The organism is Acidimicrobiales bacterium (genome assembly GCA_035546775.1).
Classification (GTDB): domain Bacteria; phylum Actinomycetota; class Acidimicrobiia; order Acidimicrobiales; family JACCXE01; genus JACCXE01.
In genome coordinates, this window is the sequence record DASZWD010000014.1 from 1 (window position 1) to 15,850 (window position 15,850).

Genomic DNA, 15,850 nt, shown 5'->3' on the forward strand with positions numbered 1-15,850 from the left:
AGGAGCTTGGCGGGATCGGGACTGTCGCCGGTCTGGTCGTAGGGCAGATCGGCCCCGGCGAGGCGCACGAGGCGCTCGTCGAGTGCGGTGATGCGTGCCAGCTCGTCGTCGGTGTAGCTCTCGAACCGGCGGATGTGCGGGCGGGAAAACGCGGTGTGCAACGCGATGCGGGTGCCGGGCGCGGTGCGCCCGCCGCTGCAGTGCCACGTGTGGCCCGTCCAGATCGCGATCGACCCGCGGGGCGCTTCGATGGCGACGGAGTCGTCGCGCCCTTCGCCCGGGCGCGGGTGACGGAACTTGTGGTGGCTGCCGGGGACGACCCGCGTCGAGCCGAGCTCGCCGCTGAAGTCGTCGAGGCACCAGATCGCGGTGGCGACGTGGATCTGGGGCGGGAACGGCTCGGGGAAGAACTGGTTGTCGGCGTGGATGTGGCCGGCGTTCGAGCCCTGGTGCAGCATGCTGCCGGTAATCGTGTTGACGACGTAGCCGGGGCCGAGCAGGTGCGTCATCAGCGCCACCAGTTTCGGCGTGAGGACGGCCTCGGCCACCGCGTCGTCGTGCGCCAGGAGCCGGTAGACCATCGACGTGTTGGGGCCGAAGTTGAACGGCTCCGAGCCGCGGGCGTGGTGCTCGTCGGTCACGCGGATGATCGCGGCGCGCAGCCGGTCGAACAACTCGATCGGCGCCGCGTTCTCGACGACGGTGTAGCCGATGGTCGCGAGATCCGACACGTTGCGCTCGAGCCCGAGCTCGGCGATCGCGGCCGGCATTGGCGTCAGCTCCGCGGGACCTGCGACCACGGCAGGTCCTTGTCGACGCGCGGGTCGCCGGGGAGTCCGAGGACGCGCTCGGCGAGGATGTTCTTGCCGATGTCCGCGGTGCCGCCGCCGATCGTGCCGCCCTTGGAAGTGAGGAACGCGCGCGCCACGTCGGGGTTCTCGTCGTTCATGGCTGATCCACCCATGAGCGTCGGTTGCACCATGTCGTAGTTGTCGATGAGCAGGCCGTCGGGTCCGAGGAACTCGAGAGCCAGCGCCCACGTGTCGTGCAGGATCGTGGTGTAGGCCAGCTTCACCACGGACCCTTCGGGGCCGGGCGTGCCCTGATCGCGCATCTCCTGGGCGCGGATGGTGGTGAGGCGCACCAGCTCGTTGTCGATCCAGGCGCGCACGAGTTCGTCGCGCGCCGCGTCGTCGTCGCGCCAGCGCTCCCGGAACAGGCCCATCGCCTCGCCGATGGCACCCGACCCACGCGGCGCGCGCGACAGGTGCCCGAAGGCAACGCGCTCGTTCATGAGCGTGGTGAGCGCGACCGCCCAGCCGTCGCCGACGTCGCCCACACGCAGTGCGTCGGGCGTGCGGGCGTCGGTAAAGAACACCTCGTTGAACTCGGCTTCGCCGTTGATCTGGCGCAGGGGCCGCACCTCGATGCCGGGCTGGCGCACGTCGATGAGGAAGTACGTGAGGCCGCGGTGTTTCGGCTGCTCCGGATCGGTGCGGGCGAGGATCATGGCCCAGTCGGCGATGTGGGCGAGCGTCGTCCACACCTTCTGGCCGTTGATGACCCACTCGTCTCCGTCGCGCACCGCCCGCGTCGCCAGCGACGCGAGGTCGGAGCCGGCGCCCGGCTCGCTGAAGAACTGGCACCAGATCTCTTCGCACGTGAACGCCTTGCGGAGGAAGCGCTGCTTCTGCTCCTCGGTCCCCCGGGCGACGATCGTCGGCCCCGCCATGCCGATGCCCATGAAGTTCACGTTCACGTTGCTCGGCGCGCCTGCTTCTTCGAGCCGGGCGTCGACGTCCTCCTGCAGCTTCGGGTCGAGCGCCAGCCCGCCGTAGCCGACCGGGAAGTGCACCCACGCCAACCCGAGGTCGTATTGCGCGCCCCAGAACTCCGCAGGTGGCGTCGTCGCCGGCGGGTGCTTGCGCAGCAGCTCGTCGATCAACTCGTCAATCATCAGGGGCTCCCTCGGCAGCCAGAATGTGAACCGTCATTAATGTAATCAGCCGATGTCGATCGTCGGGCCGGTGTAGTTGAAGCAGCCGCAACCGTCGTCGAAACGAACAAGTCGCGCCGCGCTCGCGCCGTCGTGGCGGCCGGGACCGAACGTGTCGGCGATCGAGTACACCGGCTGGAACGACGTGCCCATCGACTCGACCGCCGTCCGCAGGGCGGCGGCGTCGAAGCGGCCGGCGCGCTCAACGGCCGCCTTGAGGAAGAACAGGGCGTCGCAGAACCGCGCGATCGAGGTGTTCTGCGCCGCCTGGTAACACAGCTTCGTGGCGTCGTTGGGTGGCGGCAGCTGGGCTGGATACACGTCGCTCGGCGGCGACCAGCCCACGGCGAGCGCGCCGTGCAGCTGACCCGCCGGAGCCTGATCGGTCACGAAATACGGGATGTCGAGCGAGTTCATGGCGTAGCGCGGCTTGAATCCCTGGGCCTGCGACGCGCTCATGAACAAGAAAGGCACGGCGCCGCCGGTCGGTACGAACAGCACGTGATCGACCCGCTCGGCGCGCATGCGGAGGATGGCGCTGCCGATCTGCGCGCCGACGTCGGCCGCTTGCGCCGCCGAGTCGGGGTGGTTGAGGGCCACCTCGTCGACCACGTTGACGTGATGTGCGGCCAGCCGGGGCCGCAACACGTTGGCCACGAAGCGCGCGTGCTGGTCGAGGTCGTAACGCACGATGGCGACGCGCGCACCGGCGTCGAAGTAACCGCCGGACGCCAGGACGTCGACGTAGAAGCCCATGCGGTCGGCGTTCACCGAAAAGGGCATGTACAGGTAGGGCAGGTACTGCTTCCACTGCTGGCCGTCGACGACGTAGTGGTAGTCCCAGATCAGCGGAACGTGCTTCTTCGACAGACAGTCGGCGGTGACGATCGTCGGCAACACCGCGCCCGAGATCACCGCGAAGACGTGGTTGTCGTCGGCGAAGTCGGTGCACGTCGCCTGGCCCTCGGCGTCGAAAGAGCCGTCGAGCGGGTTGCTGAGGTGGAAGACGGGATCGATCTTGCGCCCGGCGATACCGCCGTGGTCGTTGATCCAGTTCACGAGGTTGCGCACGTAGGGCGTGGAGTCGGGTGGGGCGTTCTTCGCTCCGAGCGCGGTGTAGGCCGCGCCGAGGTCCTTGCTCAAGTGGAAGCCGATACGCACGGGCGCGCTCGTCGCGCGTCCGGCGACGGACGTCGCGCTCTTGCCCTTGACCGTCGACGCCGTACCCGCGGCCGCCGTTGGCGCTGTCGTGTTGCCGGTCGCAGTGTCGCCGGCCAGCGCACTCGTGGCACTGGCAGATGCTGCACTCGAGCTCGTCGACGTCGTGGCGTCGTTGCGCAGCAGCGCGTTCACGTCGACGCGCCGGCCGCCGCCGGTCGAGCACGCCGACGCAAACAGCACGAGCGTCGCCGCGGCCACCACCAGCGGTGTACGTCCCTTGTCGCTCATTGTGAGTTGTAGTTAACTTCTTTTCGCTGGGCTGCGCCGGACGAAAGGGGTCGACTGTGACCTACCGCATGGGGATCGCCGACGGCTATCCGATCATCGACGCTGATACGCACATCACCGAACCTCCGGATTTGTGGACGTCGCGCTTGCCGAAGAAGTACCTCGAGCAGGCGCCGCGCGTCATCGACGGCCTGCACGGTGGCAAGGCGTGGGCGATGCCGAACGGCAACACCATGTCGCTCAGCATCCTGATCAACACCGCGGGTCAGCACCCCATGGACTGGGAGATGATCCCGAAGGACGGTTTCGACCGCATGCGCAAGGGCGCGTGGGATCCCGCCGAGCGCATCCAGGACATGAACATCGACATGGTCGACGTGCACCTGATCTTCCCGTCCTACGCGTTCATGATCATGGGCAACGACAAGGATCACGACGCCTACCTGGCCAACGTGCGCGCCTACAACGACTGGATGGCCGAGTTCTGCTCGTACGCCCCCGACCGCTTGTACGCCTACGCCGCGCTGCCCCACAGCGGCGTCGAGGACGCGATCGCCGAGGCCAAGCGCATCCGCAAGTACCCGTGCTTCAAGTCGGTCGTGCTGCGCACCTGGCCCAGCGGGGCGACCGTCGCCAAGCACCCCGTCGACGACCCGTTCTGGTCGGCGATGGAGGATCTCGATCTCGGCGTCGCCTGCCACGTGGGCTTCAACATCGGTGGCGAACTACGCGATCCGGACGTCCTGCTCAATATGGCGACGCTGCCGTTCATCAACCAGGAGAAGCTCGCGATCTCCGCCATGCCGGTGCTGTCGGAGATGGTGCTCGGCGGCGCGCTCGAGCGTCACCCGCGGCTGCGCTTCGGGCTGCTCGAAGTGGGCGTCGCGTGGGTCCCGTTCTTCATGGAACAGTCCGACGACAACTACATGCGTCACCGCTTCTGGACCAACTCGCACTTGTCGATGCCGCCGTCGGAGTACTGGAGCCGGCAGTGCTTCGCCAGCTTCCAGGTCGACACGTACGGGCTCGCCAACCGCGACCGTGTCGGCATCGACACCATCATGTGGACGAGCGACTACCCCCACGCCGGTTCCGACTGGCCCTACGCCCGTGAGCGCATCAACATGCAGCTCGGCCATCTGCCCGAGGACGAGAAGCGCAAGATCCTGTGTGACAACGTGGCGCGCTTCTACGGTCTCGACGCCTCCGACCTGGCGCGGGCGACGGGCGCGAGCACGAACGAGGCGAAGCCCAAGCGGGCGGCGAAGGCGCCCGTCAAGGCCCGGGCCTGACGCGCTACGTTATTTCCCGTTCACATCGCGCCGGGTAGCTGAGCTCCCGGGAGAGGAGCCAGTTGCGGGTGGTGGGGTCCCCAAACCGGGCACGCGGCCTTCGTTGGTGGCGCGTCCTACTGGTGCTCGGTGTCGTGCTCGTGGCGCTCTTCCCCGCGACGCGCGGCCTGGCGGACGCACCGGCGCAGCAGGGCTGGTGGTACCGCCTGCACAGCGGCAGCATCGCCGCGCCGGCGCCCCCTGACGCACCCGACGGCGGGCTCTACGTCGCCGCCGATCCCGCCGGTCCGTTGGCGGTCGCCGCGCTGCGCTTCCGCGCCGCGGTGCCGGGCACGCTCACCCTGAAACTCGCGGACAGCACGGCGCCGGCGAGCACGTCGGTCGCGCTGTCGCCGGCGACCAAGGCGTGGACGGCAGTCCAAGACGGCGACTGGGCCAAGGCGCCGACCTACGACGCGTCGGTGTCGATCGCCGGCAAAGCCGCGGCGGACGGCAAGTCGATCACGTGGTCGCTACCGGCGACGTTCCCGCTCCGAGATGGCGCCATCGACGTCGTGCTGCTCCAGACCGGTTCGGGCCTGGCGTCGACGCCGCTGGTGAAGCCGGGTGGCGACGCCTACCAACCGACGGCGCCGCCCGTGACGGCGTCGACGGCGCCCGAAGTGGCGGTCACCGACGACGGCGCTGCCTTCGCCCCTGACGAGTTCGCCGGCGACATCGTTTCCGGCGACACCGTGCCGACCGACGACACGGTCGTGACCGAACCCCCGGCGCCCGCCGGCGGCACGTTTGCCGAGCCGGGCAAGACCTTCGCCAGCGGTAGCGTTGGCAGCGGCAAGTCCGCCGGCGGCCTGCACCACCTCGAGTTTCCGTTCCCGGTGCTGGTGCTGGGCGCCATCACCGGCATGACCTACGGCATCCTCGCCGTCGGTCTGGTGCTGATCTACCGCTCGAACCGCATCATCAATTTCGCCCACGGCGAGATCGGCGCGTTCGCCGCGGCGGTGCTCGGCGTCACCGTCACGCGCTGGCACGTGCCGTACTGGATCGCGTTCCCCGGCGCGCTCGCCATCGCGGCGGGGATCGGAGCGCTGAGCGAAGTCGTCGTGGTGCGCCGCCTGCGCAAAGCGCCGCCGGTGATGAGCATCGTCGGCACGCTCGGCCTCGCCAGCTTCCTGCTGGTGTTCTCGTTGGTGGTGAACAGCCAGGCGAGCGCGGGCCGGTTGTTCCCGCAGCCGGCGTTCCTCCCCGAGTTCGACATCGGCGCCCTTCGAGTCACCCGGGCGTACTCGGCGATGCTGTTCATCACGCCGCTGCTCGTCGCCGGCCTCGTCGTGTTCCTGCGCAAGAGCCGGTCGGGCCTCGGCATCCGCGCCGCGGCGGCCAACCAGGACGCGGCGCGCCTCGCCGGCGTCTTCGCGGCGCGCATGTCGACGCTGGCATGGGCGATCGCCGGAGCGGTGTCGGCCTTCACCGCCATCCTCGTGTTGCCGACACGCGGTTTCGCCAACGCGCAGTTTCTCGGTCCGGGCCTCCTGCTGCGTGCCCTCGCCGCCGCGGTGGTCGCGCGGATGGTCAGCCTGCCGATCGCCCTGTTCGTCGGCATCGCCGTGGGCATCGTCGAGCAGATGCTGTTGTGGAACTACCCGCGCGGCGGCCTCGTCGAGGCGGTCCTGTTCATCGGCATCCTGGCCGTGCTCGTGTTGCAGCGCAGCCGCGGGCTCACCCGCGACGAGGAGAAGGGGAGCTGGGCCGCGGTGCAGCCGTGGGAGCCGCTGCCCGAGAAGCTGCGCGAGATCTGGCCGATCCGCAACCTCGGCCTCATCATGGCGGGCATCGGCCTCGCCGTCGCCTTGTTGATGCCGGTGTTCTCGACGAACGCCACGTCGGTCACGCTCGTCGTGATCATGGCCTTCGCCATCGTCGGCCTCTCCGTCGGCGTGGTCACGGGCCTCGGCGGTCAGCTGTCGCTCGGTCAGTTCGCACTCGCGGGCGTCGGTGCCACGGTGTCCTACGTCGTCACGTACCACACCGGCAACTACTTCCTCGGCTTCCTGTGCGCCGGTCTGGCCGCGGCTGCGGTGTCGCTAGGTATCGGGATTCCGGCGCTGCGCATCCGCGGGCTCATGCTCGCCGTCACCACGCTCGGCTTCGCGCTGGCCACCCAGGGCTGGCTGTTCCAGCAGTCCTGGATGCTCGGCGAGGGCATCGATCCCGGCCGGCCGATCATCGGCCACACCACCTTCGACACCGGCAAGAAGTACTACCTATTCGCGCTCATCCCGCTCGTGCTGACCGTGTGGCTGGCGCGCAACATCTGGACGAGCGGCGTGGGCCGGCGCCTGCGCGCCATCCGCGACAACGAGGCGGCGGCGCGGGCCTTCACCATCCCGTCCACCGCGGTGAAGCTGCAGGGGTTCGTGCTCGCCGGCTTCCTCGCGGGCGTCGGCGGCGCGGTGTACGGCCACGCACTGTCGCGCCTGTCGTCGACGGCGTTCCCGATCGGTGCGAGCATCAACGTCGCGGCGATGACCGTCCTTGGTGGCATCGGCGTGCTCGCCGGCCCGCTGATCGGCGCGTTCTACATCATCGGCATCCCACAGTTCCTCCCGCTCGACAATGCAGGGCTCGCGGCGACGTCGCTCGGCTGGCTCGTACTCATCTTGTACTTCCCGGGTGGCATCGCGCAGATGCTCAAGGGCGTGCGCGACCGGGTGATCGACTTCATCGCCCGGCGCGCCGGCGTCGACCCCGTCGCGATCCGCGCCGAAGAGGACGCCGCCGACGACGCCGTGCACGCGGCCGGACCGCTGGAGCTCACGCGCCACATCCCGCGCCACGTCCCCGAGGAGGGGCCGCTGCTCGAAGTGCGTGACATTGCCAAGTCCTTCGGTGGCGTGCGGGCCGTCGACGGCGTCAGCTTCGACGTGCGGCCGGGTGAGACGCTCGGGCTCATCGGCCAGAACGGCGCCGGCAAGACGACGCTGTTCGAGCTCATCGGCGGCTTCACCAAAGCCGACGCCGGCCAGGTCATCCTCGCCGGCAAGGACATCAGCAACTTCGGCCCCGAGGCCCGCGGTCACCTCGGCCTCATTCGCTCGTTCCAGGACGCGGCGCTGTTCCCGACGATGACGGTGCTCGAGACGGTGATGCTGTCGCTCGAGCGCGCTGAACCGACGCGGCTGCCGCTTTCACTCGTCGGGCTCGGCCGCACGGAGCGGCGCAAGGAGGAACGCGCCCGCGAACTCATCTCGGCGATGGGCCTCTACGCGTTCCGCAACAAGCAGATCGCCGCGCTGTCGACGGGTACGCGCCGCATCACCGAGTTGACGTGCCTCGTCGCCCTCGAGCCGACGCTGTTGCTGCTCGACGAACCCGCGTCGGGCATCGCGCAGCGCGAGACCGAGGCGCTCGGTGACCTGCTGGCGCGCCTGAAGCAGACCCTCGACATGACGCTGATCATCATCGAGCACGACATCCCGCTGATCATGCGACTGTCCGATCGCGTGGTGGCGATGGAGTCGGGCCGCGTGATTGCGGACGGGACGCCCGACGAGGTGCGCAACAACCCACTCGTGGTCGAGTCGTATCTCGGCGGCGACGTGCGCGCCATCGAGCGTTCGGACGCACTCGTGGGGGTGGGGAAGTGATGCGCCGCCTTGCCTTTGTCCTCGTGGTGTTGACGCTGCTGCCGGCGTGCGCTGTGAGCGGACTCGGCTTCTCGAACGACCACCGCGTTGACATCGTGGCGCCCGACAACCGCGCCAAGGTCGACCTGCCGGTCACCATCAAGTGGCGGGCGCCGGGCATCACGCACGCCGCCGACGGCACGCCGTTCTTCGTCGTGTTCCTGGACCGGGCGCCGATCCGTCCCGGACAGACGCTGCGTGCCGTGGCCGACGACAGCTGCAACCGGACGCCCGGCTGCCCGGATCTGGCGTACTTGCGCGACCGGTACGTCTTCGTCACAAAGAAGACTTCGCTCACGCTCGCCGTCGTTCCCAAGCCCACCGGTCAGCGGACCGGGGCCAAGGAGTCGCATGAGGCGACCATCGTCCTCGTGAACGCCGACGGCCGTCGCATCGGCGAAGCCGCCTACACCGTCGACTTCACGGTCAAGTCCCGATGACGACGACGTCGCGACGCACCAAGAAGACGGAGAAGCAAATGGCTGCGACCGTTGAACATCTCACCGAGATCCACGAGGCGGAGGCCGCCGTCGACACCCTCGAGTTGAGCCAGGACCGCCTGCGCGAGCGGGCGCGCCAGGTCATGGGCATCACCGGTGAGAAGGATGAGTCGACGCTCGTGCGGTTGCGCGACGGGATCGCGCAATCCAAGACCGGGTGGTACCCGCTGATCGCGCTCGGCGCACTCATCATCGTCGACCAGTTCCAGGGATTCGCGTTCTCGATCCTCGGCCCGGAAATCAGCCGCTCGCTGGGCGTGAGCAAGGGGCTGCTGGCGTTCCTCGTCCTGATCAAGACGATCACGATCACGTTCTCGTCCCTGCCGATCGCCGCCATCGTGCAGGGCAAGCCGCGCCGCGCCATGGTGGCCAAGGTCAGCGGCGCGGTGTGGAGCCTCGCCACTCTGGCGTCGGGCTTCGTCATCAACGTGTGGGGTCTGCTGCTCGTGCTGGTGGCCGACGGCGCGTCGACGGCGTCGGTCGAGTCGGTACACGCGCCCCTCATCATGGACAGCTACCCGACGAACGTGCGCGTGCGCGCCCTGTCGGCGTATCGCGGCGCCGTCGCCATCGGCACCGTGGCGGCGCCGCTGCTCGTCGGTCTCGTCACCGGCGTGTTCGACAAGACGTGGCGCTTCGTGTTCGTATCGATGGGCATCATCTGCTTGATCGCCGTGGCGGTTGCCTCGCGGTTGAAGGACCCGGGCTTCGGCGTGTTCGACACGGAGAAGATCAAGCAGGAAGTGCACCGCGACGCCGGCAACGGCACGGCGGAGGCGGCTCCGGACGTCGAACTCGGCTTCTTCGAGATCGTGCGGCGCGTCATGCTCATCCCGACGATCCGACGCCTGCTCGGAGCGTGGGCGGCAATCGGCGTGATGCTGTTCCCGTTCTACACGTTCCTCTTCTTCTTCCTCGACGAGAAGTGGGGCATGGGGCCGGGCGCCCGCTCGGTGTTCTTCGCCTTCGTGTGGGCCTGCGCCGTGCCGGCGCTCGCGTGGTTCGGCCGGCGCGGCGAAGCGATGTTCCGGGAGGACCCGGCCAAGCTGACGCGCTTCGTGTCGTTGCTCCTCATCGGTGTCGTCATCGGCCTCGCCGTGGGCGTCGCGTCACCGGTGTTCCCCCTTATGGTCGCGGGCTTCGCCCTTGTGTTCCTGATGGCCACGATGCTCACCCCCGCCGTGAGCATGATCGTGCTGTCGGTTGTCCCACCGAAGATGCGACCGCACACCTCCGCCCTGCTCGGCATCTTCCTCGCCGGAGTCGGTGGCATCGGCGGGCTGCTGCTGCTGAGCGGGATCGACCGCCGCTTCGGCCTCGCGGGCGCCATCGTGTCGCTCTCGGGCCCGATCCTCATTGCTGCCTTCGTGGTCTACCGCACAGCGCCGCAGGTGCCGCTCGACCTCGATCGCATGATCGACGAGATCGTCGAGCGCGAAGAGCTGCGCGTCATGCAGAGCCAGGGCGTGCACCTGCCGATGCTTGCGTGCCGCCACATCGACTTCGCCTATGACCGCCTGCAGGTGCTTTTCGACGTGAACTTCACCGTCGACGACGGCGAGATGGTGGCCCTGCTCGGTACGAACGGCGCCGGCAAGTCGACGCTGCTGCGGGTCATCTCCGGACTCGGCCTGCCGTCGAAGGGCAGCGTGCACTTCCGCGGCGCCGAGATCACCTACCTCGACGCCGAGCGAAGGCTGCATCACGGCATCACCCAGATCCCGGGCGGGCGCGCCGTGTTCGGCCCGATGACGGTCCTCGACAACCTGCGCGTCTACGGCCACAGCCTGGGACGCCGGCCGAGCGCCGTCGATGCCGGAATCGACAAGACCTTCGACGCTTTCCCCCGCCTCGCCGAGCGCCGCAACCAACTGGCCTCGACGTTGTCGGGCGGCGAGCAGCAGATGCTCGGTCTCGGCAAGGCGTTCATCCTCGAACCCCGCCTGCTGCTCATCGACGAGTTGTCGCTCGGTCTCGCGCCCAAGATCGTCGGCGAATTGCTCGAGATGGTGCGCCAGATCAACGCCCAGGGCACCGCCGTCGTCCTCGTCGAGCAGTCGGTGAACATCGCGCTGTCGCTCGTGAACCACGCGTACTTCATGGAGAAGGGCGAGATCCGCTTCGACGGGCGGGCCCAAGACCTGCTCGACCGCCCCGACTTGCTGCGCTCGGTGTTCCTCGAAGGCGCGGCGAAGGGCCTCGGCCACTGACCCCAGGAGAGTCATGACGTACAAGAACGAAACCATCCTCGTCGACATCGACGGCGGCGTGGCCACGGTCACGCTGAACCGTCCCGACGCCCACAACGCCATGGACGCGGCGATGCTCGACGAGTTTCACGCCGCGCTGCGCGGCCTCGACGCCGACCCCGCCGTGCGCGCCATCGTGCTTACCGGCGCCGGCAAGTCGTACTGCGCCGGGGTTGACATCTCGAGCGGGGCCGATGCCTTCCACCAGGACGAGAACAGCGCCCTCGAAGCCGACGCGGCGATGGTCGTCGACAACTTCTCGCTGTGGCGCCTGCGCACGCCCCTCATCGGCGCCATCAACGGCGCGGCGATCGGCGCCGGGCTCACGCTGGCGTTGCTCGTCGACATCGTGTTCGTGGCCGACGACGCCAAGCTCAGCTTCCGCTTCAGCCGCCTCGGCATCCTGCCGGAGGCCAACTCGCTGTGGCTGCTGCCGCGCCTCGTCGGCATCCAGCATGCGCTCGACCTGTTGCTGTCGGGCCGCGACTTCTCCGGCGCCGAGGCCGCGGCGATCGGTCTTGTCAAGCAAGCGGTGCCCCGCGCCGAACTGCTGGCGACGGCGCAGGCGTACGCCCGCGACATCGCCGACAACGCATCACCGATGTCGACGGCGCTCATCAAGCGCCTGACGTACCAGTACCTCCAGGAGACCGACCGCGGCGCGGCCATGACCGAGGAGACCGACTGGACGTGGTGGACGGGAACGCAGCCCGACATCGTCGAGGCCATGACGGCGCGCATGGAACGCCGGGCGCCGCAGTGGATCACCACCAAGCTCGACGTGCCCGACAAGCTCCCGCCGCGCGACTGACGTGAGTGCCACTCCGCTCACCGTGAAGGACGCAGCCGCGGCGCTACGCGCCGGTGAGGTCACGAGCGTCGCGCTCACCCAGGCGGCGATCGATCGCGCCGAGCGGCTCGACAAGGAACTCGGCACCTACATCGTCCGCGGTGACGACGCGGCGCTCGCCGCCGCGGCGGCCGCCGACGCCAAGTTCGCCGCGGGCGTCGACGACGGCCCGCTGCAAGGCATCCCCGTCGGCGTGAAGGACATCGTCGCCACCGCCGACGCGCCGACCACGTGCCAGAGCCTGGTGATGGACCCGGAGTGGTGCGCCGGAGAGGACGCGCCGGTCGTCGCCCGCTTGCGCGCCGCCGGTGCGGTGATCACCGGTAAGACGACGACGATGGAGTTCGCCATCGGTACGCCCGACTTCTCCAAGCCGTTCCCGATCCCGCGCAACCCTTGGAACACGGAGTGCTGGGCCGGCGGGTCGAGTTCGGGTACCGGCAACGGCGTCGCCGCCGGACTGTTCTTCGCCGGTATCGGCACCGACACCGGCGGCAGCATCCGTATCCCGTCGGCGTTCTGCGGCGTGACCGGGCTCATGCCGACGTACGGGCGCGTGCCGAAGTCGGGCGTGTTCCCGCTCGGCTACTCGCTCGACCACACCGGCCCGCTGGCGCGCGGCGCGTGGGACTGCGCGGCGATGCTCGACGTGCTCGCCGGCTACGACGCCACGGACCCGTACTGCTCGCAACGTCCCGTCGACGACTACGTCGGCGCGCTTACCGGATCCGTCGACGGCCTGCGCATCGGCGTGGTGCGCGCTTTTCACTTCGCGCCCGACGACGACCCCTCCGTCGTTGCCGCCTTCGACGCCGCCGTCGCCCAGTTGGGCGACCTCGGTGCGCGCGTGACGGAGATCGTGTTGCCGTACTACCTGGAGATCACGGCCGCGATGCTCGTCACGATGTGCGCCGAGGCGTTCGCCATTCACCGCCGGGATATGGCGAGCCGCTGGGACGACTACTTCGAGAACACGCGGCAGATCGTGGCGCTGGGCGCGCTGTTCAGCGGTAGCGACTACGTGCAGGCGCAGCGCGTGCGCCGCGTTGCGCAGCGCGCGCTGGCGGGGTTGTTCAGCGACGTCGACGTGATCCTCACGCCCACGGCGACCGTGGGGTCTCCGACGTATGCCGCCATGGAGGCGAGTGGCCCGCTCGGCCTGCTGGCCAAAGTGCACACGGGATACTGGGACGCGGTCGGCAACCCGGTGCTCGCGCTGCCAATCGGCTTCACCTCCGAAGGCCTGCCGCTGAGCATGCAACTGGCGGGTCGACCCTTCGACGAGGCCACGATCCTGCGCGCCGGCGACGCGTACCAGTCGGCCACCGACTGGCACGTGCGTATCCCGCCCATGGCCCAGGAGGTGCAGGCATGACCGACGAGGAGAAGGTCTCGGTGCTGTTCGCCGCGGCCGGGATCTCCCCGCACGCCGAGGAGCTGACGTTCTTCGCCAACGCCTACCCGATGATGCGGATGATGGCCGACATGCTCTACACCGTCGACGCCGCCAAAGACGAGTCTCCCGGACTCGTCTTCGAGCCCGCGCCGTGATCTTGGGCGTCGCGCGCGGACTGCTGTGTTTCGCGCTCGCGAGCGTGCTCGGTATCGCGGCGTTCGCTCCCGCGGCGGGCGCGTCGGACCCAAACGCGTACACGTTGACGCAGACGTACATCGCGTCGAGCAACGGTGTGAAGTTGCACACGGCGGTGTTCCGTCCCGCAGGTGCCGGGCCTACCGCGAAGACCCCCGTCATCCTCACCGTCAGCCCGTACTTCACGAGCGGCATGACACCGCTCGGTCCCTACGACCCCTCGGGCAACCCGACGCCGACCCCGGGGAGCTTCGCCGAGCGCGCGTCGGTCTTCGCCCACGGCTACAGCGTGGTGCAGGTGGCCTTGCGCGGCTACGGCGCCAGCACGGGTTGCTACGACGAGGGCGGCCCGGGTGAGCGCCAGGACGTGAAGCGCGCCGTCGAGTGGGCGGCGTCGCAGCCGTGGTCGACGGGCAGGGTCGGCATGGTCGGCCACAGCTACGACGCGCAGACGCAGTTGATGGCGCTCGGCATGCACCCGAAGGGACTTGCCGCGGTCGTGCCGTCGGCGGCGCCCGCGGGCTACGCCAACTTCTTCTCCGCGGGCGTGAGCACGGTGACGGGCCGCGCCTTCGGTGCCTTCTACGGCGTCAGCGACCTCCTGCCGCCGAGCACCAAGGCGCCGGCGTCACAACAGGTGAACGCCGCGCACGGTCCGCTGTCGTACCCCACGTGTTATGCGACCACGCCGGTGGGCACCTACTCCGATCGCGCCGACAGCCGGTACTGGCGCGACCGCGACCTCGGCGCGCTGGCGGCGGGCACCACCATCCCGGTGATGGCGGAGCAGGGCTTCGACGACTTCAACGTGCGGTCGTCGAACTTCACCGCGTTCTGGTCGGGCCTCAAGGGCCCCAAGCGCGCCTTCCTCGGTCCGTGGGATCACGGCCTCAGCCACGACGGGCCGGGCAACACCTTCGAGACGCTGCGCTGGCTCGACGCGTGGGTGAAGAACGACCCCGCAGCGCAGGCCTACGAGCGTGCCGCGCCGCCGATCACGGTGCAGGACATCGACGGTCGCTACCGGGCCGAGGAGACGTGGCCGCCGGCCGATGCAGTGGGGAAGGCGTTCCGCATCCGCAGCGGCGACTACCTCGACAGTGCCGTCAACTTCAGCGAGAACGGGCTGCCGCCCGCGGTGACCGGCGCCGCCGGACTCAAGAAAGCGCCCACGCCGCTGCCCACCGGCGTCGGCACGTGGACGTTCTCGCAGCCGCTGGCGCAGTCGCTGCGCATCTCCGGTCAACCGTCGGCGCGCGTGCACGTTCGCAGCGTCGCGCCCCGCACGACGCTGATCGCCCTGCTCTACGACGTGGCGCCGAACGGCAACGCCAAGTTCGTCGGCCGCGGCGGTCGCCTCCTGCGCGCCCGCGGCGAGCAGACCGTCACCGTCACGCTGTACCCGAACGACTGGGAGTTCGCACCCGGCCACCGCGTCGGTCTACTGCTCACCGGTTCTGACGGCGTGTGGCTCGAGACCGGCAACACCGGCACCGTCGTCCACGTCATCGGCGGCAGCCTCGTCCTACCGGCGCTCACCCAGCCGCGCACCGCGTTCTTGCCCGGTGGCCCCTATCCGGTGCTGCCGCAGATCCCGCCGTTCCGCATCAGCCCGCAGACGATCCGCCAACGCAGCTAGGCGTTCAGGCCGAACCAGAGCCCCCGGGGGCGTCGTCCGCTACCGCGGCGAGGAACTCGCGCACCGCGCGCTTGGTGCGCAAGACGTGCAGCGTCACTCGATCGGCGTGGGTCTCCAAGACCCGGAGTTCGAGCGCAGGCTCCGAGTTGCGAACGCGCCAGATCCGGAAGACGAGCCACCACTCGTCCTTCATCCGGCGCCAGGCCGAGTCGACGCATCCGTCGGGCATTTCGGTTCCCGCCGGCCGCCGAATCCCGCGCACGAACGCCCGCGCGGAGCAGACCCACCACGGGGTGTCGAGATACACGACCGTGTCGGCGCGCTCGACCCGCAACTCGAGGGTCTCGTGATAGTTGCCGTCCGCGATCCACTCGTCGCCGGCGAGCAGGGCACGCTGCTTCTCCCGCCACGCTTCGGCCGAAGGTTCCACCCAGCCAGGCCTCCAGAAGTGGCGATCGAGGACGACGAGGGGAAGGCCGGTCTTGGCCGCCAGCGCGCGCGAGAAGGTGCTCTTGCCGGCGCCGGCCAAACCCGACACCACGACGCGTCGCCCCACTCGAGTCGCCGGCGCGTTCGTCGTCATAGCAAGCGAGCC

The 15,850-nt window shown here is 69.2% G+C and carries 12 protein-coding genes; 8 read left to right on the forward strand and 4 right to left on the reverse strand.

The features are described 5' to 3' along the window. From VHC63_02255 to VHC63_02265, 3 genes are all read right to left on the reverse strand, one after another. Positions 1-770: phytanoyl-CoA dioxygenase family protein (locus tag VHC63_02255; protein HVV35397.1), on the reverse strand; the 770-nt coding region annotated here is incomplete at its 3' end. A gap of 5 nt (positions 771-775) precedes the next feature. After that, complete coding sequence (locus tag VHC63_02260; GenBank protein HVV35398.1) at positions 776-1,957, reverse strand: acyl-CoA dehydrogenase family protein; 1,182 nt, start codon at positions 1,955-1,957, stop codon at positions 776-778. 45 nt (positions 1,958-2,002) lie between these two features. After that, on the reverse strand, positions 2,003-3,445 hold the full coding sequence (locus tag VHC63_02265) for an ABC transporter substrate-binding protein (protein ID HVV35399.1): 1,443 nt from the start codon (positions 3,443-3,445) through the stop codon (positions 2,003-2,005). A gap of 56 nt (positions 3,446-3,501) precedes the next feature. Here VHC63_02265 and VHC63_02270 point away from each other — a divergent pair, with 56 nt between their 5' ends. From VHC63_02270 to VHC63_02305, 8 genes are all read left to right on the forward strand, one after another. Next, complete coding sequence (locus VHC63_02270) at positions 3,502-4,737, forward strand: amidohydrolase family protein (GenBank protein ID HVV35400.1); 1,236 nt, start codon at positions 3,502-3,504, stop codon at positions 4,735-4,737. 122 nt (positions 4,738-4,859) lie between these two features. Then, entirely contained in the window at positions 4,860-8,387 is a 3,528-nt protein-coding gene (locus VHC63_02275; GenBank protein HVV35401.1) for an ATP-binding cassette domain-containing protein, read from the forward strand. Then, on the forward strand, positions 8,387-8,866 hold the full coding sequence (locus VHC63_02280; GenBank protein HVV35402.1) for a hypothetical protein: 480 nt from the start codon (positions 8,387-8,389) through the stop codon (positions 8,864-8,866). The genes VHC63_02275 and VHC63_02280 overlap by 1 nt, the downstream gene beginning before the upstream one ends. A gap of 38 nt (positions 8,867-8,904) precedes the next feature. Further along, a complete protein-coding gene (locus VHC63_02285) occupies positions 8,905-11,136 on the forward strand; it encodes an MFS transporter (GenBank protein HVV35403.1) in 2,232 nt (743 codons plus the stop codon). A 13-nt stretch (positions 11,137-11,149) separates the two neighbouring features. Beyond that, a complete protein-coding gene (locus VHC63_02290) occupies positions 11,150-11,986 on the forward strand; it encodes an enoyl-CoA hydratase-related protein (GenBank protein ID HVV35404.1) in 837 nt (278 codons plus the stop codon). A gap of 1 nt (position 11,987) precedes the next feature. Next, positions 11,988-13,400 (forward strand): amidase, encoded by a 1,413-nt coding sequence (locus tag VHC63_02295; GenBank protein ID HVV35405.1) that lies wholly within the window; start codon positions 11,988-11,990, stop codon positions 13,398-13,400. Beyond that, positions 13,397-13,576, forward strand: coding sequence for a hypothetical protein (locus tag VHC63_02300; GenBank protein ID HVV35406.1), 180 nt, complete (start codon positions 13,397-13,399; stop codon positions 13,574-13,576). Before VHC63_02295 ends, VHC63_02300 begins: the two co-directional genes overlap by 4 nt. Further along, on the forward strand, positions 13,573-15,255 hold the full coding sequence (locus VHC63_02305) for a CocE/NonD family hydrolase (GenBank protein HVV35407.1): 1,683 nt from the start codon (positions 13,573-13,575) through the stop codon (positions 15,253-15,255). The genes VHC63_02300 and VHC63_02305 overlap by 4 nt, the downstream gene beginning before the upstream one ends. 4 nt (positions 15,256-15,259) lie before the next feature. Here the strand turns inward: VHC63_02305 and VHC63_02310 are convergent, their stop codons facing one another. Further along, on the reverse strand, positions 15,260-15,838 hold the full coding sequence (locus VHC63_02310) for a hypothetical protein (GenBank protein HVV35408.1): 579 nt from the start codon (positions 15,836-15,838) through the stop codon (positions 15,260-15,262). Between the last annotated feature and the right edge of the window lie 12 nt (positions 15,839-15,850).